The 19,067-nt window shown below is 55.4% G+C and carries 23 protein-coding genes; 9 read left to right on the top strand and 14 right to left on the bottom strand.

What is annotated here, in order from left to right; all coding sequences use genetic code 11:
• Positions 1 to 9: 9 nt before the first annotated feature.
• The 5 genes from coxB to G0Q06_RS12785 are packed head-to-tail and all read left to right on the top strand — an operon-like array spanning position 10 to position 5,152.
• On the top strand, positions 10 to 1,158 hold the full coding sequence (gene coxB, locus G0Q06_RS12805; RefSeq protein WP_163966757.1) for a cytochrome c oxidase subunit II: 1,149 nt from the start codon (positions 10 to 12) through the stop codon (positions 1,156 to 1,158).
• Between the two features lie 14 nt (positions 1,159 to 1,172).
• A complete protein-coding gene (gene ctaD / locus G0Q06_RS12800) occupies positions 1,173 to 3,149 on the top strand; it encodes a cytochrome c oxidase subunit I (RefSeq protein WP_163966754.1) in 1,977 nt (658 codons plus the stop codon).
• A 24-nt stretch (positions 3,150 to 3,173) separates the two neighbouring features.
• A complete protein-coding gene (locus G0Q06_RS12795; protein WP_163966752.1) occupies positions 3,174 to 3,974 on the top strand; it encodes a cytochrome c oxidase subunit 3 in 801 nt (266 codons plus the stop codon).
• Positions 3,975 to 3,994: 20 nt separating this feature from the next.
• On the top strand, positions 3,995 to 4,339 hold the full coding sequence (locus G0Q06_RS12790) for a cytochrome C oxidase subunit IV family protein (RefSeq protein WP_163966749.1): 345 nt from the start codon (positions 3,995 to 3,997) through the stop codon (positions 4,337 to 4,339).
• A gap of 3 nt (positions 4,340 to 4,342) precedes the next feature.
• Entirely contained in the window at positions 4,343 to 5,152 is an 810-nt protein-coding gene (locus tag G0Q06_RS12785; RefSeq protein ID WP_163966746.1) for a cytochrome c oxidase assembly protein, read from the top strand.
• On the opposite strand, the gene G0Q06_RS12780 is transcribed toward G0Q06_RS12785, so the two are convergent.
• From G0Q06_RS12780 to G0Q06_RS14645, 8 genes are all read right to left on the bottom strand, one after another.
• Positions 5,129 to 6,070 carry a Ppx/GppA phosphatase family protein gene (locus tag G0Q06_RS12780; RefSeq protein ID WP_163966744.1) on the bottom strand — a complete coding sequence of 314 codons (942 nt, stop codon included), beginning with the start codon at positions 6,068 to 6,070 and terminating at the stop codon, positions 5,129 to 5,131. The two genes, G0Q06_RS12785 and G0Q06_RS12780, sit on opposite strands and share 24 nt — an antisense overlap.
• Positions 6,067 to 6,771: a 16S rRNA (cytidine(1402)-2'-O)-methyltransferase gene (gene rsmI / locus G0Q06_RS12775; RefSeq protein ID WP_163966741.1), complete on the bottom strand. Its 705-nt coding sequence runs from the start codon at positions 6,769 to 6,771 to the stop codon at positions 6,067 to 6,069. Before rsmI ends, G0Q06_RS12780 begins: the two co-directional genes overlap by 4 nt.
• A 16-nt stretch (positions 6,772 to 6,787) precedes the next feature.
• Entirely contained in the window at positions 6,788 to 6,961 is a 174-nt protein-coding gene (locus G0Q06_RS14560) for a hypothetical protein (protein WP_238710820.1), read from the bottom strand.
• Complete coding sequence (locus tag G0Q06_RS12770; RefSeq protein ID WP_163966738.1) at positions 6,945 to 7,682, bottom strand: hypothetical protein; 738 nt, start codon at positions 7,680 to 7,682, stop codon at positions 6,945 to 6,947. Before G0Q06_RS12770 ends, G0Q06_RS14560 begins: the two co-directional genes overlap by 17 nt.
• 11 nt (positions 7,683 to 7,693) lie before the next feature.
• Positions 7,694 to 9,271: a glucose-6-phosphate isomerase gene (locus G0Q06_RS12765; protein ID WP_163966735.1), complete on the bottom strand. Its 1,578-nt coding sequence runs from the start codon at positions 9,269 to 9,271 to the stop codon at positions 7,694 to 7,696.
• A 5-nt stretch (positions 9,272 to 9,276) separates the two neighbouring features.
• The gene (gene ilvD, locus G0Q06_RS12760; protein ID WP_163966733.1) at positions 9,277 to 10,971 is read right to left on the bottom strand and encodes a dihydroxy-acid dehydratase; all 1,695 of its coding nucleotides are present in this window, start codon (positions 10,969 to 10,971) and stop codon (positions 9,277 to 9,279) included.
• A gap of 140 nt (positions 10,972 to 11,111) precedes the next feature.
• A complete protein-coding gene (locus G0Q06_RS12755) occupies positions 11,112 to 11,987 on the bottom strand; it encodes a CvfB family protein (RefSeq protein ID WP_163966730.1) in 876 nt (291 codons plus the stop codon).
• Positions 11,984 to 12,238, bottom strand: a complete 255-nt coding sequence (locus G0Q06_RS14645; RefSeq protein ID WP_163966727.1) for a VF530 family DNA-binding protein — start codon at positions 12,236 to 12,238, stop codon at positions 11,984 to 11,986. Before G0Q06_RS14645 ends, G0Q06_RS12755 begins: the two co-directional genes overlap by 4 nt.
• Before the next feature lie 130 nt (positions 12,239 to 12,368).
• Between G0Q06_RS14645 and scpB the strand changes: the two genes are divergently transcribed.
• The 3 genes from scpB (at position 12,369) to G0Q06_RS12735 (ending at position 14,549) form a co-directional block, all read left to right on the top strand.
• Positions 12,369 to 13,124, top strand: a complete 756-nt coding sequence (gene scpB, locus G0Q06_RS14640) for an SMC-Scp complex subunit ScpB (protein ID WP_275106729.1) — start codon at positions 12,369 to 12,371, stop codon at positions 13,122 to 13,124.
• A 108-nt stretch (positions 13,125 to 13,232) separates the two neighbouring features.
• On the top strand, positions 13,233 to 14,303 hold the full coding sequence (gene pheA / locus G0Q06_RS12740) for a prephenate dehydratase (protein WP_163966724.1): 1,071 nt from the start codon (positions 13,233 to 13,235) through the stop codon (positions 14,301 to 14,303).
• 3 nt (positions 14,304 to 14,306) lie between these two features.
• Positions 14,307 to 14,549: a DUF167 domain-containing protein gene (locus G0Q06_RS12735; RefSeq protein WP_163966722.1), complete on the top strand. Its 243-nt coding sequence runs from the start codon at positions 14,307 to 14,309 to the stop codon at positions 14,547 to 14,549.
• On the opposite strand, the gene G0Q06_RS12730 is transcribed toward G0Q06_RS12735, so the two are convergent.
• The 6 genes from G0Q06_RS12730 to G0Q06_RS12705 are packed head-to-tail and all read right to left on the bottom strand — an operon-like array spanning position 14,544 to position 18,100.
• Complete coding sequence (locus G0Q06_RS12730; protein ID WP_163966719.1) at positions 14,544 to 15,443, bottom strand: TlpA family protein disulfide reductase; 900 nt, start codon at positions 15,441 to 15,443, stop codon at positions 14,544 to 14,546. The two genes, G0Q06_RS12735 and G0Q06_RS12730, sit on opposite strands and share 6 nt — an antisense overlap.
• Positions 15,444 to 15,461: 18 nt before the next feature.
• Positions 15,462 to 16,571 carry a hypothetical protein gene (locus tag G0Q06_RS12725; protein WP_163966717.1) on the bottom strand — a complete coding sequence of 370 codons (1,110 nt, stop codon included), beginning with the start codon at positions 16,569 to 16,571 and terminating at the stop codon, positions 15,462 to 15,464.
• On the bottom strand, positions 16,568 to 16,798 hold the full coding sequence (locus tag G0Q06_RS12720; protein WP_163966714.1) for a hypothetical protein: 231 nt from the start codon (positions 16,796 to 16,798) through the stop codon (positions 16,568 to 16,570). Before G0Q06_RS12720 ends, G0Q06_RS12725 begins: the two co-directional genes overlap by 4 nt.
• Entirely contained in the window at positions 16,788 to 17,411 is a 624-nt protein-coding gene (locus G0Q06_RS12715; RefSeq protein WP_163966711.1) for a peroxiredoxin-like family protein, read from the bottom strand. The genes G0Q06_RS12720 and G0Q06_RS12715 overlap by 11 nt, the downstream gene beginning before the upstream one ends.
• A gap of 57 nt (positions 17,412 to 17,468) precedes the next feature.
• Complete coding sequence (locus tag G0Q06_RS12710; RefSeq protein WP_163966708.1) at positions 17,469 to 17,870, bottom strand: type II toxin-antitoxin system VapC family toxin; 402 nt, start codon at positions 17,868 to 17,870, stop codon at positions 17,469 to 17,471.
• Positions 17,867 to 18,100: a type II toxin-antitoxin system Phd/YefM family antitoxin gene (locus G0Q06_RS12705; RefSeq protein WP_163966706.1), complete on the bottom strand. Its 234-nt coding sequence runs from the start codon at positions 18,098 to 18,100 to the stop codon at positions 17,867 to 17,869. Before G0Q06_RS12705 ends, G0Q06_RS12710 begins: the two co-directional genes overlap by 4 nt.
• Positions 18,101 to 18,282: 182 nt before the next feature.
• On the opposite strand from G0Q06_RS12705, the gene G0Q06_RS12700 reads away from it, so the two are divergent.
• Positions 18,283 to 19,044, top strand: coding sequence for a hypothetical protein (locus G0Q06_RS12700; RefSeq protein WP_163966703.1), 762 nt, complete (start codon positions 18,283 to 18,285; stop codon positions 19,042 to 19,044).
• Positions 19,045 to 19,067 lie beyond the last annotated feature (23 nt).

The raw sequence follows: 19,067 nt of genomic DNA, 5'->3' as shown, positions 1-19,067 counted from the left end.
TTCTGAAACATGAAGTGGTTAGGATACATCTGGATCGGAATTCTTCTGATCGTCACTGCAATTTCAATTCCCCAATGCCTGTACACGGGCGAGGAGGGCTCTTTCTTCAACATGACCGGGCAGCAGTCAGCGCTCGATCCCATGGGGCCGATTGCGCAAAATCAGGCGAATATTTTCTACATCACGCTCTGGGTGACGCTGTTCCTCTTTATCACGGTGGGCGGGGCGCTGGCCTTTGCCATCTGGAAGTTCCGCGTCCGGAAAGGGGACGATCCGAATTACATTCCCCCGCAATCCCATGGCCATCCGCTCATTGAAGTCGGCCTGGTTGTCGCCTCAGCGGCTCTCCTGGTGGTCATTGCAATCCCGACCTTTGGGGGAATTATCCTGAAGAAGAAAATCCCAGCTGAGTTTGAGGCCGACGCCATTGATGTTACCGTGACCGGTTACCAATGGTGGTGGGGCTTTGAGTATCCTGAAGAGGGAATTCATACGGCAAATGAGCTGGTCTTTCCCGCCGGGCGCGCTGTCCGGCTGAGTCTGCGGGCAAATGATGTCATCCACAGTTTCTGGTTGCCCAAGCTGGCCGGTAAGACGGACCTCATGCCCGGGCAGCAGAACATGATGTGGATCAAGGCCGACGAACCCGGCTACTTTTGGGGGCAGTGTGCCGAGTACTGCGGCGATTCACACGCCTACATGCTCTTCCGTGCCCGTGCCCTCAGTGAAGAGGATTGGGAGGCATGGCTTGCCAGCCAGAAGAGAAAGACCGTTGTCGGCGGGGCTGACTACACGCCGGTCGCCATTACCGAAAGTGCTGAAGATTTGGATACAGAGCTCATCAAGCATGGCACTGAACTCTTTGTCGAGAACTGCGTCCGCTGCCACAGTGTAGATTCAATGATCCAGACCAGTGGTCCCAACCTGGCGCATTTCGGCAGCCGCAGCTCCATCGCTGCCGGATGGCTCGAGAACAATGCCGAAAACCTTGCCCACTGGATTCTCAATCCGGATCAGGTCAAGCCCGGCAATTTCATGTGGGCCGGATTCCCTGACCCCAATGATCCCAAGGCCGTCCAGATGGAAGGCCTCAAGGATGCCAACCTGACCAAGAGCGACGTTGATGCCCTTGTCGCTTATCTTTACACCCTCAAGTAACGGGAGAATTTTTTATGTCCACGACAGCCAGCCCCGAACACGCTGAAGCCACCGCCCACAATGGCGTTTGGTCGCGTCCCTACAAGAAGACCGGAATTGTCGGCTTCCTGACCACCGTCGATCACAAGAAGATCGGAATTGCCTACGCCATCGGCGCGCTCTTCTTCCTTCTCCTTGGCGGTGTTGAAGCCCTGATCATCCGCCTGCAGCTGATGGTTCCGGAAAACGACCTTGTCGATGCCCGAACCTACAATCAGCTCTTCACAATGCACGGTACCACAATGGTGTTCCTCGCTGTGATGCCCCTCAGTGCCGCATTTTTCAACTACATCATGCCACTGCAGATTGGGGCGCGCGACGTGGCCTTTCCGCGCCTGAATGCGCTTGGCCTGTGGGCCTTCCTGCTGGGGGGAATCATTGTCAATATGAGCTGGTTTTTCCAGGGCGGCGCACCGGCCATTGGATGGTTCGGGTATGCTCCACTGACATCCCGACAGTTCAGTCCGGATCTTGGTACGGATTTCTGGATCATCGGTTTGCAGATACTGGGTATCGCCTCCCTTGCGGGTTCATTCAATTTCATCACGACTATTGTCAACATGCGCGCCCCGGGCCTGAGCATGATGCGCCTGCCGCTCTTTACGTGGATGACCCTGGTGACCTCCTTCCTCATCATTCTGGCCTTTCCTGCGATCACCATCGCCTTGGTTGAGCTGATGTTTGACCGTCATTTCGGAACACATTTCTTCGAGGTGGCCGGTGGTGGTAAGCCAATCCTCTGGCAGCACCTTTTCTGGATCTTCGGACACCCCGAAGTGTATATTCTCATCCTTCCGGCGATGGGAATTATTTCCGAGGTGCTTCCTGTTTTCGCCCGCAAGCCGCTCTTTGGCTACCCGCTGGTTGTCTTCTCTGGTGCGGTGATCGGATTCCTTGGCTTCGCCGTGTGGAGTCACCACATGTTCACGACCGGACTTGGTATTGTCGCAACCTCGGCCTTCGCCTTCCTGACCATGCTCATCTCGATCCCGACCGGTGTGAAGATCTTCAACTGGATTGGTACTCTCTGGGGCGGGCGTATCCGCTTCACCACACCGATGCTCTTTGCCCTCGGCTTTATCTGGATGTTCATGATGGGCGGCTTCACCGGTATCATGCACAGTTCTCCTCCAGTCGACGCGCAGCAGCAGGACTCCTACTTTGTCATTGCACACTTTCACTATGTGCTCATCGGCGGTTCCATCTTTGCCTTGATCTGTGGGATCTATTACTGGTTCCCGAAGGTTACCGGTAAGCTCATGAACGAGGCTTTAGGGAAAGTCATTTTCTATACCATCTTCATTGGTTTCAATATTGCCTTCTTCCCAATGCACATCCTCGGGATGACCGGGATGCCCCGCCGGACGCACACTTACAAGGCTGAGATGGGCTGGGCCGACGGCAATTTCTGGTCGACAATCGGCGCCTTGATTCTGGGCTTTGGGATTGCCGCGTTTGTCCTACAAGTCATCTGGAGCTGTTTCAAGGGCGAGAAAGCCGGCAATGATCCGTGGGATTCACGCACCCTGGAATGGGAGACCGACAGCCCGCCGAAAGAATACAACTTTGCCTACAATCCGGTCATCAAGTCACGCGACCAGGCATGGGAAAACAAGTACGGCAAACCCGAGAAGCGCATGGACAAGGTTGCTCCGGGACCGCACGGAATTCATATGCCCGACCAGTCATGGTGGCCGCTTGTCGTGGGACTTGGCCTTTTTGTTGCCGGTCTCGGGATGGTCTTCCACAAGCAACCGCTTGAAACGATGTTGCCCTTCCTGTCAGCGGAAGTGGATTTCTCACTCTTCCACCTCACCGTTCCCGGATTGCTGATTACCTTTGCCGGAATCTTCGGCTGGGCCCTCGAGGGACCTGGCGGATATCATCTGCATCCCGATCCAGCCGAGCTGGAAGGTGCTATCGAGCCGGAAGGCCAGCAGGCACATCACTAGAAATTGTATTCAGGAAATATTGTTATGTCAGATCACGCATCACACGCCGATCCGCTTGAAGCACTGAAAGAGACCAGCACGGGGGTCGAGAACAAGAAAATGGCCATGTGGGCCTTTCTCGCCTCGGATTGCATGTTCTTCGGGACGCTCATCAGTACCCATTTGATTTATCGCAAGATTTATCCGGGAGTGGAAGACCCCACGGATATTTTCAGTATCGAGCTGACCGGGTTCAGTTCCTTCATCCTGCTCATGAGTTCATTCCTCATGGCGCTGACCGTGTCGGCGGCCCACAAGAGAAACATCCCCAGCATGCGTGGCTTCCTGATGGGAACCGTCCTCTTCGGGATGATCTTCCTCGGTGGTCAGGTCTATGAGTTCAATCACTTCGTTCACGAGAAGGGATTGACCCTGAGCAGCACGGTTTTTGGATCGACCTTCTACACCCTGACAGGAACGCACGGTGTGCACGTTGCCCTTGGTGTTCTCTGGCTCAGTATGTGGTTTTTCGCTACACTGCCCAAGCGCTTTGGTGACTTTGCAAAGGAGAGAAATCTCTTCCAGCAGTTGGCGATCTTCTGGGTATCCCCGGTCATTGTGATGATCGCGCTTTATTTCCTGCATCATGACTATTCGGCATACCTTTACTCGGCAGCCGCGTGGGTCGCTCTTTTCCCGATCTTGTTGGTTGTGACAACCCCTCTGCGCGGGCGTTACAAGCGTGAGAACGCGCTGGATGTCGAAGTAGCTGGTTTGTACTGGCACTTTGTCGACATTGTCTGGATCATCATTTTCACTGCTGTTTATCTCGTTGAGTACCTTTAATCCTTTAACGCCAGGACACCATGTCACACGCAACCACTGAAAATCCTGAACCCTCCTTCGATCCGCATCTCCAGGAAGAGCACGCAAAATACTTCACATTCTTCAATGTGGCGATGGCGATGATCCTCATCACGGCGATTGAGATTGTCATCATTTACCTCCCGGTCCACAAGCTCCTCGTTTTCTTTTCCCTTGGGATTCTATCCCTGGTCAAGTTCCTTGCAGTGATCTGGTGGTTCATGCACCTGCGCTGGGATCGCGCCCTCTGCACCATCCTGTTCATGATCGGGCTGTTTATCGCCACAGGGACGGTGACGGCGTTGCTCTTCCTCTTCGAGGTGGATCCAGCTGGTTCACCGCTTTAGCAGATGGTCGAGTGGGTACATTGGCATACCGAGCCGGCATTGCTGATTGGTATCCTGTTGGTGACCTGGGCTTACCTTGTACTGGTAGGTCCGCTACGTGACAAGATTAATCCCCAAGCAGCCTATCCGAAGGCTGAACTGACATGGTTCCTTGCCGGTGTCCTCAGCTTCTACATTGCTGTTGGATCACCGCTGGATGCGATGGGAGAAGGCTTTCTCTTCAGCGCGCACATGGTTCAGCACAACATTCTCATGTATGTGACAGCGGTTTTGACCGTGCTGTCCATTCCCGGCTGGTTCATTGATGGATTGCTCGGGAAATCCGCCACTGCCCTGCGCCTTTTCCGTTTTCTCCTTCACCCGTTGACTGCCGGAGTGGCCTTTACCTTCACCTTCTGTGTGTGGCATTTCCCCGTCCTGTACGAAGCTGCGCTGCATGACAAAGTCCTGCACATGGTTGAGCACCTGACCATGTTCGGGACCTCCGTGATGATGCTCTGGCCGGTTCTCAACAAGTCCACCCTGATTCCGCGAATGAACTGGGGCACGCAGATCCTTTTTATCTTTTTGCTCATGGTCGCGCAAATACCGCTCTTTGGAATACTCACTTTCTCCACGGAAATCCTTTACCCGACCTATGAGCTGGCTCCGCGCATCAGCTTTCTTGATCCCATGTCGGATCAGGTCCTCGGGGGCCTGTTGATGAAAGTGGCCAATATGGTGATCAGCCTGTGGCTGATCGGGCGCGCCTTTTACATGTGGAACCGGGAACAGGAAAACGGTTCGGCCTCACGCGGCCTCTATGCCGCGTAGCATCATCAGCGCCAGCCCATAGCGCAGATTGTGTAGTGAATGGCGGATACCGTCGGCCTGTGCCATCTCCAGCAACACCTTGAAAACGATCATGGCTGCTGGAAAGATGTCTGCGCGTCGGGTGGGCAAGCCCTCAACGGCCATCCGCCTGGTCAGGTCCATCCCGGCAAACTCGATGGCCATGGATTCAATCAGTTTCCGGGGGAAGTAGCTCGGATCAGGATGGTGAGCCTCTGCCCTGGCCGCCACGACATTGCGCAACGCAGCCAGCCCGCCACTACACCCAACCAATGGGGCCCTGACTTCAACCCCCGAAGCCAGGATATGCTCATGGATAAATTGATAGAGTTTCACTTGCTCAATCTTTGGAATGGGTTGCGAGGGGTCCGAAAAGAACTGCTCTGTCAGCCGGACTGCCCCGAGAGGCAGGCTTGTCCTGTCGGTGACGCCGTGATGCTCAAAGCGAATCAATTCGAGGCTCCCTCCACCCAGATCAAAGACCGTGAAGTCGTTCAAGTGGTCTTCGATGGAAGGATCTGTCCTCACTCCAAGGGCAATGGCATCGGCTTCTTCTGCCCCGGTCAGGACCTGGGGACTTATTCCGGTGAGCGCCTCAATGGCCCCGGTGAAAAGTTGGCCGTTGCCAGCCGAGCGGACGGCACTTGTTGCTACGATACGCAACCCGCCCAATGGTCCGTTGTCCTGGCAATCATCCCACAATTCGCGCACGGCTTCCACGCCTGCTTCAATGCGCTCGGCATGGAGCATGGGTGGATTGCCGCCAATGCCCTGGCTGATCCGCACCTCCAAGGTCTTTTCATGCAGGGCCCGCAGGCCGAATGTGCCTCCATCCCGCTCAGCCACCAGGGACTTGATGGAATTGCTGCCAATATCAATGACCGCAACCCGTGGCTTCATAGGGTGTAGCCCTCTTTTGCCACCATGACCACATATTCGCCTTTGGAGGATCCCTTGGCAAAGCGTGACGCGACTTCCTGTAGTGGCCCTGTCAATACTGTCTCATGATGCTTGGTCAGCTCGCGGGCGATACAGATCACCCGGTCGGGCCCAAAGACCGTCTCCGCATCCGTGATGAATTTTTCGATCCGGTGGGTTGATTCAAAATAGACCAAGGTCGTTTGCACCTCCTTGTTTTCTTCAAAGTGGCGCAACCGGGCTGCTCGCTTAGGTGGGAGAAACCCGACAAAGAGAAAACTGTCGGTTGGCAATCCTGACACGGACAAGGCCGTCACAACCGCGCTGGCCCCCGGAATCGGGATGACTGGCAAACCGGCCTTCCGGCAGGCCCGCACAAGCCGGAATCCCGGATCGCTTATTCCCGGCGTGCCCGCGTCGCTGATGAGCCCACAGCTATCCCCATTGCTGATCATGCGGCAGATCTCCTCGGTGAGTGCTGCCTCGTTGTGTTCATGGCAGGCGAGAAGTCCCCGGTCTATCCCGAGATGATTGAGCAACTTTCGCGAATGGCGTGTATCCTCTGCATAGAGCCTGTTCACATCGCTCATCGTCTTGATGGCTCGTTGACTCACGTCACCGAGGTTCCCGATCGGAGTGGCGATCAGGTAGAGACCGGCAGGGAGCTCTTCACCTGATGACATGCCATGCTCCTTGCGATTAAAACCCGCCGCTGGGCATTCCCGGAAGCTGGCCTTCCCAGTTAGCCGGTGTGGCCCAGGGGATTTGCTGCTCGTTGGGATCCTCTTCCGCGAGGCTGCGGCAGCCACTCATGAGGAACAGGCCGGTAAAGGAAAGGAGAAGAAGGAAAATGATCTTAGTTGTCCGCTTCATATCTATGTCTTGGTAAGATGAAGACTTTTTCCCCTTTGACAAGTGTGGATGCGGATGAGTGCCATTGTTCCACATGCCCAATGGCCACGCCGTTCTCGAGCCGGTTGATCCAGCCCTCAAGGCGAATGGAATCCCTCTGGCAGACATAGACGGGAAGGGGCAGGGCATTTGCTTCCGGAAGCGGACCCGTCAGGGCAAAAACTGATCCGTCGGTGGCCACTCCTTCCACATCGAGGCTTGCCGGGTAAAGGGACTGAAGTCCCGCCTGACGATCCAGCGAAGACTCCATTTCCTTAAGGCGGGCCTCCGCCTGGTCCAGCTTAGCCTGCAGCTCGCGGGGCAGGGCGGTCAGTTCCAGTATTTGTTGCCGTGCACTTTCCAGCTCGGTCTTGATTTCCTTAACCGCCAAATCAGCCAGCCTGGCCCGCTCTGATTGGCGATTGGTCTCGGCCCGCAGGTGATTGCGCTGTGCTTCAAGATTAGTGACCCGGTCACGCAGGGAATCATGGTTGATTTGCAATTCCTCGAGGGTCCTCCGGGTGGTTGTCAGCGCCTCTCTTTTCTCCTCAAGCCCGGATACGGTATCCGAAAGGCTTGCCTGAAGCCGTTGGGATTCGGCCCCCCACGCCTTTCGGTTGCCCGCATGCGCCCACTCGCGCCAAACAAGCAGCCCCAGTAAAATGCCCGCTCCGCTGATACTCAGTATGGCCCATCTTTGCATGGGCTCAGGAATTAGCTCATTCCATACGTCGAGTCAAACGGTTTTTTGCTTAGCTTTCTTTCAATTCCCTTGGCGGGATTAAGGAGTGCGTGCTCGAGCAACTTGAAGAGGGTGACTGCCTGCTCCTCAGCCTTGAGAGTGGAAGCTAGCTCGGGAACGGAGAAGTATTTTCCCTTGTTATCCTTGAGGAAGGCGAGCAGATCCGCCTGAAGCTTCAGGAAGCCGGCAGCCGCTTTTTTACCTGCCTCAACGCCTGGCTGGTGGTAGGCATTGATATTGACGAGGGAAGCGTAGTACCCGACGGCGCGCTCATAGAGGGCGATGAGCATACCGACGGTACGGGCATTGACCTCATCAATGGAGATGGTGAGGGAGCTGCGTCCCATTTCGGCAAGGGCGGCACGCGTACCGAGAAGGAAAGCGTGCAGGTAATCCCCGGAAGTGGTGCCTTCATCGACATCAATCGAGGCTCCTTCGCGGTCCTTTTTGACTTCGATAAACGTGGCGAAGAAATTATTCACCCCCTCGCGGAGCTGCTGGACGTAGGCATGCTGGTCGGTGGATCCCTTGTTCCCGTATACGGCAATTCCCTGATAGACCGTGTTGCCATCCAGATCCTTTTCCTTGCCGAGGGATTCCATGATGAGCTGCTGCAGGTATTTGGAAAACAGCATCAGCCGATCCTTGTAAGGGAGGATGACCATATCCTTTTCACCCTTGCCGTTGGTCGCGTGGTACCAGAGCAAGGCGAGCAGGGCAGCCGGGTTTTCGCGGGTTTCCTGTTCAATCGTCAATGCGTCCATGGCGGCTGCGCCACTGAGCATGGTGCGCACATCAAGGCCTTGCAATGCGGCCGGAAAAAGCCCAACTGCGGCAAGCTCCGAAGTCCGGCCACCGACCCAGTCCCACATGGGGAATCGGGCCAGCCAGTCTTCCTCGATGGCGACTTGATCGAGCTTGCTGCCGTCGCCCGTGATGGCGACTGCCTGTGTCCCAAACTCAATTCCTTCCGTGAGAAAGGCCTGAACCGCTTCGAGCATGCCATTGCGCGTCTCAGGGGTTCCGCCTGACTTTGAAATGACGACGGCGAGCGTCCGGTCAAGCTGGCCGCGCAGGTTTGCGAGCGTAAGATCCATTCCATCCGGATCGGTATTGTCAAAGAAGTGCAGCTTGAGGCGATCCTCGCCCGGTTGACCGAGTGCCTGGGCGACGAATTGCGGCCCCAGTGCGGAACCGCCGATACCGATGACCAGAAGGTGTTCAAACGCACCCCCGGCACCCGTGATTTCGCCCCGGTGGACCCTGCCAGCGAAGGCCTCAATGCTCTGCAGACAGTCCTTGATGGCTGACTCTATGGATTCATCAGGTGCCTTGTGCGGCGCACGTAGCCAGTAATGGCCGACCATTCGTCCCTCGTCCGGATTGGCAATGGCGCCGCCCTCCAGCTCACGCATGGCCTCAAAGGCAACCTGCATTTTGGGTTCCATCTTCTCAAACCAGCTGGGCTCAACGCCCATGAGACTGTAATCGAGGCTGAAATCCAGCTCCTGATTGACGTAGGTGTTTTCTGTAAATGTGTTCCAGCTCATAAAATTTATTTGGACAAGTACTTGTCAGTGACCGCTCCCTCGGAAGCCGAGGCAACTGTTGCGGCGTATTTGGCGAGAACGCCGCGCTTTTCGGGACAACCGGGGGCCTTGTAGGCTTCCAGTCGCTTTTCCAGCTCACCTTCCGGGAGGATCACATTGATCTCGTTTGAATTGGCATCGATGGTGATCTCATCGCCATCCTTGATAATGCCGATTGGGCCACCGACAGCGGCCTCAGGCGTGATGTGCCCGATAACAAAACCATGGCTTCCGCCGGAAAAACGGCCGTCGGTGATCAGGGCGACTTCCTTGCCAAGCCCGCGTCCCATGATGGCGCTTGTGGGGCCCAACATCTCGCGCATGCCTGGCCCGCCGACGGGACCTTCGTTGCGAATGACCACGACATGCCCGGCCTGGACCGTCTTGTCGAGGATGCCCTTCTGGGCCGCTTCCTCTGATTCATAAATAATCGCCTTTCCGGAGAAGGTGAGTCCCTCCTTGCCGGAAATCTTGGCCACTGCGCCCGTCGGAGCGAGATTGCCGTAGAGAATACGCAGGTGGCTGTCCTCCTTGATCGGGTTTTCGAAGGACATGACAATGTCCTGATCCGCATCGTAGTGAGGAACGTCAGCGAGATTCTCGGCCATTGTCCTGCCGGTGACCGTCATGCAATCCCCGTGGAGGAGCCCCTTTTCAAGGAGCATCTTCATGAGTGGCGTCACTCCGCCGATCCGGCTGAAGTGGCTCATGTTGTATTTGCCGGACGGCTTGAGGTCACACAAGACAGGGACCCGCTTCCCGATTTCGGAAAAGTCATCGAGGGAGAGTTCCACATCGACTGCGTGGGCAATGGCCAGCAGGTGCAGGACCGCGTTCGTTGATCCGCCAAGGGCAATTGTCACCGTGATGGCATTTTCAAAGGCCTTACGCGTCATGATCTGCTTGGGCGTGATGCCAGCCTGGATCATGTGGTAGACCGCCTTGCCCGCATTTTCACAATCTTCCCGCTTGTCCTTTGAGATGGCCAACTGGGCGCTGGAATTGGGCAAACTCATCCCCATTGCTTCAATTGCGCTGGCCATGGTGTTGGCCGTATACATGCCACCGCACGAGCCCGGACCCGGAATGGCGCATTTCTCGACCTCTGTCAGTTCCTTGTCGTCAATGAGGTCCTGTGCGCGCTTACCGACCGCTTCAAAGACCGAGACAATGTCGACCGGCTTGTCCTTGTGCAGGCCAGGCAAGATGGTCCCGCCATAGACAAAGACAGCGGGGCGGTTCAAGCGCGCGATGGCAATCATGCAACCCGGCATGTTCTTGTCGCACCCGCCGATGGCAACGAGCCCGTCAAAGCCCTCCGCGGCGGTCACGGTTTCCACGCTGTCGGCAATGACCTCGCGTGAGACCAAGCTGTAACGCATCCCCATCGTGCCCATGCTGATCCCGTCGGAGACGGTGATTGTCCCGAAGGAGACCGGCTTGGCGCCGGCGGCCTCCGCTCCTGAGGCAGCATGCCGGGCGAGGTCATCAATGTGCATATTGCACGGGGTCAAGTCGCTCCATGTGGAGGCAATGCCAATCTGTGGCTTTTGGAAATCCTCATCCCCGAAGCCAACGGCCCGGAGCATTGATCGGCTGGGTGCCCGGTCGTATCCGTCAACAACCTGGGAAGAATAAGTGCGGTTTTTTGAATCGGTCATGGTGAAGTGGATAAAGACAAAAGACTGAAGAATAAGGTCAAGATGGTAATTGTTGGGCTGTAGTCTCGCTTGGAATATAGTTGGAGTTCCGCCTTCAGGCGGTCTGCAACCTGAGACCGCCTGAAGGCGGAACTCCAGCCTCAAAGACCGCTCGAAGGCGGAACTACAGCTTTCCGGATTCCCCCATCCTCGATGGTGATGAGGCGGCGCTTGTAGAGTCCGCCAATGGCCTTTTTGTAGGCCCGTTTGCTCACCTTGAAGCGCTCGTAGATTTCCTCGGGCGGGGTGGCGTCGTTGAATGGCAGAAAGCCGTCGTTCTTTTCCAGTTCGGAAATGACCTGTTCCCAGAGTTCGCGCGGATCGTAATTGCCCGAGCGCTGCAGCTCGACATCAATTTTGCCGTCCGGGCGCTGTGCCTTGATGTAGCCGGTGATGTGCTGTCCCGGTTCGAGGGTCTGGAACACCTCATTGCGGAAAACAACGCCGACAAAGCGCTTGTCGATGATGACATTGTATCCGAGATCAAATTCATTCCCGATAATCAATTTCACCTCGTCACCCGGGGAGTAATTGCTGGCCTTTACATTGATGTACTTGTGGACCTTTGAGGTCGCGACAAGGCGTTCGCTGGCGGTATCAAAATAGATGTAAACAATGTAGAATCTATCGCGCACCATGCGCTCCCGTTGCTCGCGAAAGGGGACCAGAAGGTCTTTGGAAAGGCCCCAATCAAGGAAGGCCCCACTGGGCGTCGTGTCGACAACCCGCAGACAGGCCAGTTCATTGACCATTGCGTAAGGCGTCTCCGTGGTGGCAATGAGGCGGTCCTCGGAATCGAGGTAAAGGAAGACTTCCACCCAGTCATCGACATCGCAGCCCTCGGGGACGTAGCGTAGTGGAAGGAGAATCTCCCCAAGCTCCTCACCTCCATCGAGATAGAGCCCGAAATCGAGAGCGGTGACGACACGAAGCCTGCTGACTTTCCCGATTTTGATTTTCTGTTCCTGGCTGCTCATGGATTTGATTGGTTGAAACTGTCGAGGTAGAGTTGTTCCACTTTCTCCCGTGCCCAAGGGGTTCGCCGAAGGAACTTGAGGCTGGATTTGACTGAGGGATCGAACTGGAAGCAGCGAATCCGGATCCGCTCGGCCAGCTCTTCCCAGCCGTACTTGTCGACAAGGTCGGTGACAATCAGCTCAAGTTTGATCCCGTGGAGGGGATTGTTGGCTTGTTGTTGGGGGACGGGCGTGTCGGACGGCTCATTCACACAGTCGAAATTCTCCCAACGAGTGGGCTTCTGGCAAGGGTAGAAACCGGAAAAGGGCAGGGGAGGTCAGCCTGAACCTGCCCGAGGATCGCATAAAAGAACTATTGCCATGATTTGAGGCAGGGGTTGAATGATCGCACATTGTCCCTTTTGGAATATGGAATTTGACCTGAAAAAGACCTTGCTGACCCTTCTGCACTCCACCAACGAGCCGCTCTCGATCAAGGATGTGCAGGCTGTGATCACGCGCTACCATGAGCGCGCTGAACAGTATTTGGAAGATCAGGAGGAATCGGCCGATGGCCCGGGACAGGCTGATGAGGACGGGCAGGAAGTGATGCGCGACCTGCTGGACCAGGTTCCCTCCCTGCTGACCTCTGCCCAGATCCGGGACGCAATGGACTCCATCGCTGACGACCTGAAGGAATCGGACGAAGTATTCCGGCTCAGGGAGGGCCCCAATGGGTACCGGCTCGCGGTTTCCCCTCGCTATGCCGACTGGGTCCGCTTGCTCCGTGATGAGCCGCGCCCGCAACGGCTCAGCCCGGCCGCCATGGAAACCCTGGCGATTGTGGCTTACCGACAACCGGTGACCCGTTCAGAGATTGAGGCAATTCGCGGGGTATCCGCCGATAGCGCCTTGAACAAGTTAATGGAGCGGGAGTTGGTCTTTGTGATTGGGCGGGCAGAATTGCCAGGGCGCCCTCTGCAATATGGAACCACGGACGGATTTCTTGAATTCTGCGGATTGAAGAGCCTTGAGGAACTGCCCTCAAGCGATGTTCTTTCCCCGAACCAGATTACCGAATGGATTCGTTCGGCCACAATGCCGGAGGAGCAGATTTCCGACAAGGAAATGGGCCTTGCCGAAGTCGAACAGGAGTAACATGACAACTACGAATCGCACGAATCTTTCGAATCACTCAAAAAACTTTGAGAATAGAATTATCTATTGGGGTGATTCGCGCGATTCGTAGTTAACTTTATTTGAACAATGGACTTGGACGCACTGAGAAAAGAAATCGATTCGATTGACCAGGAACTGCTGGAGCGGCTCAACAAGCGTGTACAGCTGGCTCAGAAAGTCGGCCATTACAAGCTTGAGCGCGGGATGGAAGTCTACGTGCCCAGCCGCGAGGAGGAGGTCTTCGGCAAACTGACCGCCAACAACCAGGGCCCATTGCCCGCGGAGGCAGTACGCGCCATTTACCGGGAAATAATTTCCGCGGCAATCTCACTGGAGAAGCCGCTCAAGGTGGCCTACCTCGGCCCCGAGGCGACGTACACGCATCAGGCCGCCCTCAAGAATTTTGGTTCCAGCATTCCATTTACGCCGATGAATTCAGTCCCGGATGTTTTCACCTCGGTCTGTCGGGGCGATGCGGATTACGGGGTGGTTCCGGTGGAAAATTCCACCCAGGGAACCGTCATCAGTACGCTCGACATGCTGGTTGAGTCCGAGCTGACCATTGTCGCCCAGATCTACCTGAAGATCTCCCATTGCCTGATCTCCCAGTCACCGCTGGAGAAGATCAAGAGTGTCCATTCGAAGGACAATGCCCTCGGCCAGTGCCGCCAATGGCTGGCCCGGATGCTGCCCGGTGTGGAGCTGGTGGATTCCGCCAGCACGGCCGCCTCGGTGGAGTATGCCGCCAAGAACCCGGAGGCCGCGGCAATTGCCAGCCGGATCGCCGCCGAGCTGTACAAGGTCCCCATCGTCGAGGAAAACGTCATGGACAAGACCGATAACGTGACCCGCTTTCTGGTTATTGGCCGGACACCGACACCGCTGCTGGGCGAGGGTCGCGACAAGACCAGTCTTGCTTTTTCACTCCACGATGAGGCGGGTAGCCTGCTCAAGGCCCTGACTCCCTTCAGCTCACGCGGGATTAATCTCTGCAAGATTGAATCGCGCCCGAGCCGTCGCAAGGCATGGGACTACTATTTCTATGTCGATATCATCGGCCACCAGGACGAACCCCATGTGAAAGAGGCACTGGAGGAACTGGAGGGCATCTGTCCGGTCCTCAAGCTACTCGGCAGTTACCCGAATTCCGGGCTTTAGGAGATGTCCCGTCGGATCAGCGTGCGGGTCATTCCGAATGCCGGTCGCGATCAGGTGGTCGGGCTCCATGACGGTGTACTGAAAATCAAACTACAAGCGGTTCCAGAAGACGGAAAGGCCAACAAAGCGCTATGTGAGCTGCTGGCAAAGCACTTTGGCTGTCTTAAGCGTAAAGTGACTATTGTCGCCGGCGAAAAGAGCCGGAACAAAGTAATCGAGGTTCCCGGGGAAATTTCCCTGTTATGATCCGGGAGGCATGTTACGCCATTCCATGGAGTTGTAGTCAAAAAACCACTCGCCCATGGAGCCGAGGGAATAGATGAGCCAGTTGTCCGTTTCAAATGAATAGAAGAAGGGGTACATTCCCTTGCTGGTGAAGAGCCATTTCCATTCCGTATCGTAGAAATAGAATACCTCGGGTTCGCTTGTCGATTCAACGTATCCGTATCCAAATTCCATGTGGCTGATGAATGGGAAATTTGAGCCTTCGAAGATTCCGAACCATTCACTTTGGTACCAGTTTCCGGTGGGGTTATTGATTCCGGGAAAGGTGGTTTCGACAGTAGCGTCAGGGGCTCCCGCTTCTATGCCGTCGATAACGGGCCGCATGAGGGCCGAAATGTCCGGGGCTTCATTGCCGAGGTAGTTCAGCCGTGTGTAGAGGACTTCCCATTGTTCAGCGGACGGTGAGTTTGCCTCGGCATTGATGATGACAAACAAGGGCTGTCCACCGTTGGGAGAGAAGAGATCAAAGAAGTCCCGGTTGTAATCCTCCATGACGGTTTCAAGTCCATACCTTGCAATAAAGGTATCACTCTGGGATCGGGCTCCTCCCTGCACATTGAGGCCAATGTGGCGGACCGGGAGGCCGGCGGGATTGCCGCCTCTCAAGGCGTAGTACTCGACAATACCTTCTTCTACATTCGCAGCGGCATTCGCGCAGAACGGGCACCACCAGGCAAACCATTCGAGGACAAGGACACCGCCTTGCTCGCCCAATTCGTAAAGGGAAACCGTTTCGCCGGTCGTATAATCTGTGAAGCTGTAGTCATCCACGATGTCCCCGACCTGATAGGTTTGGGCGATGAGAAGAGCAGGAATTACCGGGAGGAGAATTAGAATGGATTTTATGACTTTCACAGGGATGAGGGGGTTGAATTAAAAGACGATGCGCCCGGAAATGCGGGCCCATAGCCAGTCACGATCCTGATAGAGGTAGAAAAAACGTTCGGTACCGATGCCTGTTTGCCCGTAGTGGGTTTCGTAGGGCCCCACACTGAAGCTGTAACTGGAAAGTTGATCCTCGGACTCGTAGCGCAGGGCGATGAAGGCCTGACGGGTGGATAACTCGGGGGCCGCGGATGAGATAAGGTTGGCGGCCTCAATTTGGCCGGTATCCTTGTAATATCGAAAAGTCGCGCTGAGCGACCAGCGGGGATGTATCGCACATTCAATTGTCTGCGAAAGCGACCACGCCTCAAAGTCCGGGTCCTCAGTCGCGTAGGCACCATTTGTGCGTGAGATCCATTTGTCGCTGATCAGGAAATTGAGGGCACCTGACCATCCATAGCGCGGGTCTCTTTCCGTCGTATTGGTGATTCTAATGGTCTGCCGGGTTCTTGCCCTTGAATTGACCACACCCTCCCATTCAATTGATCCGGTCCATGTGTTCAAACTGTCTTCGCCCTGGACGAGTTCAAAGGAAGTTCCAAGGTCCTCAATCTCGTATCCCGGGGCCACTGTGTCCCGAAGAAATCCGATGGAAACGGTTAAATACCCCGCGGCTGGAATGGCTTCATAGCGATAGGAAAAGTTAGTCCCGAAACCCTTTGGCTCGGGGGATTCATAGGATACTCCCGGGATTCCACCCTGGCCGTATTGTTGGCGATAATACCGGTCAATCCAGATGGAAGAGAAATTACGGAAACCGTCATAAGCGTTCAAGGAAGCTGTTATCTGGTGCCGGTTTCTTCGTTTCTCTAAATCCAATTGGAGCCCGACCTGGGTCTCATCGATTTGCACCGCTTCGCCGAAGGGATCGATCGGTGCGTTGGGTTGATACTCAATCCGATGGCCCATGTAGTCCACGCGCCCGCTGATCATGAGGTCCACAGCCAACGGTGCCTGGATGGAGGTCCATGCCGTTTGAACACGGACATCATCACTTTCAAGCCATTCGCCGGAGGCATCCAGCAAGGGCGATTCCTGTGCGAGTGCGGCAAGCGCAAGACAGGAGAACAGCGTGGTTGAAAGCAGGGAGCGCTTCATCGGCAAACGGTACATCCGGAGGCGCTGGCCCCGCCGCGGCTGTCGGTACCCGGTTCAATCGTTGAAATGAGCTCTGCCGAACCTGCCAGAGCGGGTGAGTCGGAAAAGAGCATTGCCGATCGGGAGAGTTGTGCCTGATCGCTTATCGACGGGCTCGCGCAGCCTGAAATCAATAGCATGGCCACAACTCCAAAAACGGAAATGCTCTTCAGCGGCTTAGTTTTCATCAGTAGCTGCATTTTTCTCAGCCGCTTTAAGAAGCTCCTCTGCAGAGAGGCGCACCTTGTAATCCGTATTGGCGTACTTGTATTGGATGATTCCCTCGGCATCAGTCAAATAGACTGCGGGTATTGGGAGAATGTGATGGTCCTCACCCGAGGCTTCTTCGAGATTGATGCCATAGCCCCTGTACAAGGTCCGGGTTGCCAGGCCGACCTTGAACGCCAGACCAAATGCTTTGGCCGCCTCGGCAGAGCTGTCTGAAAGGAGCGTGTAGCTTAGCTTGTTGGATTCAGCAGCCTCCTTGAGCCCTTCCGGCTTGTCGGGACTGATGGCCAGCATCTGGTATCCGAGCGCCTTCAAGTCATCCTGGACATCACCGAGGGAAGCCAGGTGCTTGTTGCAGTAGGGGCACCAGCTCCCGCGATAGAAAATAAAGATGCTGGGTTGTCCGTCTGCCAGGACCGAAAGATCAACGGTCTCCCCATCCACTGTACGAAGCTCAACGCTGGGGACAGGTTGGCCCGTTTCCAGCGGCATGGCCTTGGCGGGATCGTCCGGAACCCCTCCGTAGGCGAGGGGGCAGAACAGGCAGGCGAGGATCGTCAGGCATTCTCTCATACCAAAGAAGACGGCTCGCCGGGAGGATTATTCCCGAAATTCTGGATTGTTTAAAATTTACCAGAGCCGGACAAGGCCATTTGGCGCATATGCCTCAAGCGCTTTATCCTTTGATACGAGAGGACTGCCCATAGACACCGCCTGATGGGCAAGCATCCGGTCAAAGGGATCCCGATGGAGGGCATTGATGGGGAGCTTTCCGTAGAAAGCGGCAATCTGTGGTTCGAGCGGGAGAATCTGCCATCCCTGCTCCTCGCAAAACTGCGGAAACTCTTCCGCCGAGGCACCGGTTATCTTCAGCTTGCCAAGCCCTTGTTTAAGGCTGATTTCCCAAAAGCTGATGGCACTTACGCATACTGTATTGGCAGAATTTTCAAGCGCCTCCCGGGCCTTTTTAGAGAGCTTCTGAGGATCGATGAGTGCCCAGATAAGGGTGTGAGTATCCAGAAGAATCTTCATGATCCGAGAAACTCCTCCTCGCTGATCTTCCAGTCCCTTGAAAAGCTCGCTTTCACACGACCCTTGAGCTTGCCAAGTTTGCGGGGCCTGGCTGTCCGGGGAGGGGAGAGGACGGCAACCGTCTTTCGCTTCCTGCCGTATGTGACTTCGATGGTCGCGCCCTCCTCAACCATTGACAACACATCCGAAAACCGGGCCTTGAATTCCCCCACGGTGAGTGACTTCTTCATGGTGGTAGTATTCTCTTTTCGTGACAACTTGTCAAGTGAACTCACCCTCCGATCAGGCGGGAGGATCTGGTGAAGATTCCTGATCCTGAGTGCTGCGGCTGAGGTGTTGAGGAAAATTTTCTTTACAGGGAATTCGACAAGCTAATAGGCTTTATTAGCCATATTATTGGACTGCGATCGCTATGAAAAAGATATACCTGTCGTGTTTGTTGTTTTCCTGTTCACTGGCCTGTGCCCTGGATGTGACTGTGGAAGGAGTGGTGAATTTCGATCCCTCTGGCGTTTCGCAAGTCGGTGAAACGATTGAGATCACCTTTTCCCTGAATCCCTCACCCCAGGCGGGACTGGAGTCGACGAACTTCAGTGAGGCAAGCAATGCCTGGTCGACAAACACCACTGCGGGTGTCGAGATTTTCACGGCTGTATCGAGTCCTGCCCTTGGGGGGACCCTGAGCCTTCGGGACGCGGAGACCGAGCCCATCGAACTGGTCCGCGTAAGGCCTGGCGCGAACTTTGATTTTCGAGTTGCCTCGCAAGAGAATGACACGGGGCTGACATACGGACCGTTTTCTGTTTCTCAATTATTTTTCTGGGTTGTGGTTGATCTTGCCGTCGAAGTGGGATCAGAAGTTGCAATGGTCGAGTACCTGCAGAATTATGAAGGCAATCATCCGGTCATTACTTCCAATGGCATGGCCATTTCCAGTACTGGTGGCACCATTACAATGGATATCACGGGCTTTTCAATCGGGGAGGTTGTGGCACCCGGCTGGCACGGATATTCTCTTTCGGAGAATGGTTTGATTGATACGGCTGATTGGCTGGGCACGGTGGATATCAGCAATCTTCCGTGGGTCTGGAGTTATTCCCTTGGAACCTGGTTCCTTGATCCGGATCCGACCACTGATGCTCTAGCCGGCGGTTGGTTTTACTTTCCAAGGTAAGCTGTCGCGGCCCAAGGGGCCAA

Source organism: Oceanipulchritudo coccoides, from assembly GCF_010500615.1.
Classification (GTDB): Bacteria; Verrucomicrobiota; Verrucomicrobiia; order Opitutales; family Oceanipulchritudinaceae; genus Oceanipulchritudo; species Oceanipulchritudo coccoides.
Note: the sequence above shows the minus strand (reverse complement) of the source record. Positions and strands in the feature narration are given on the sequence as shown.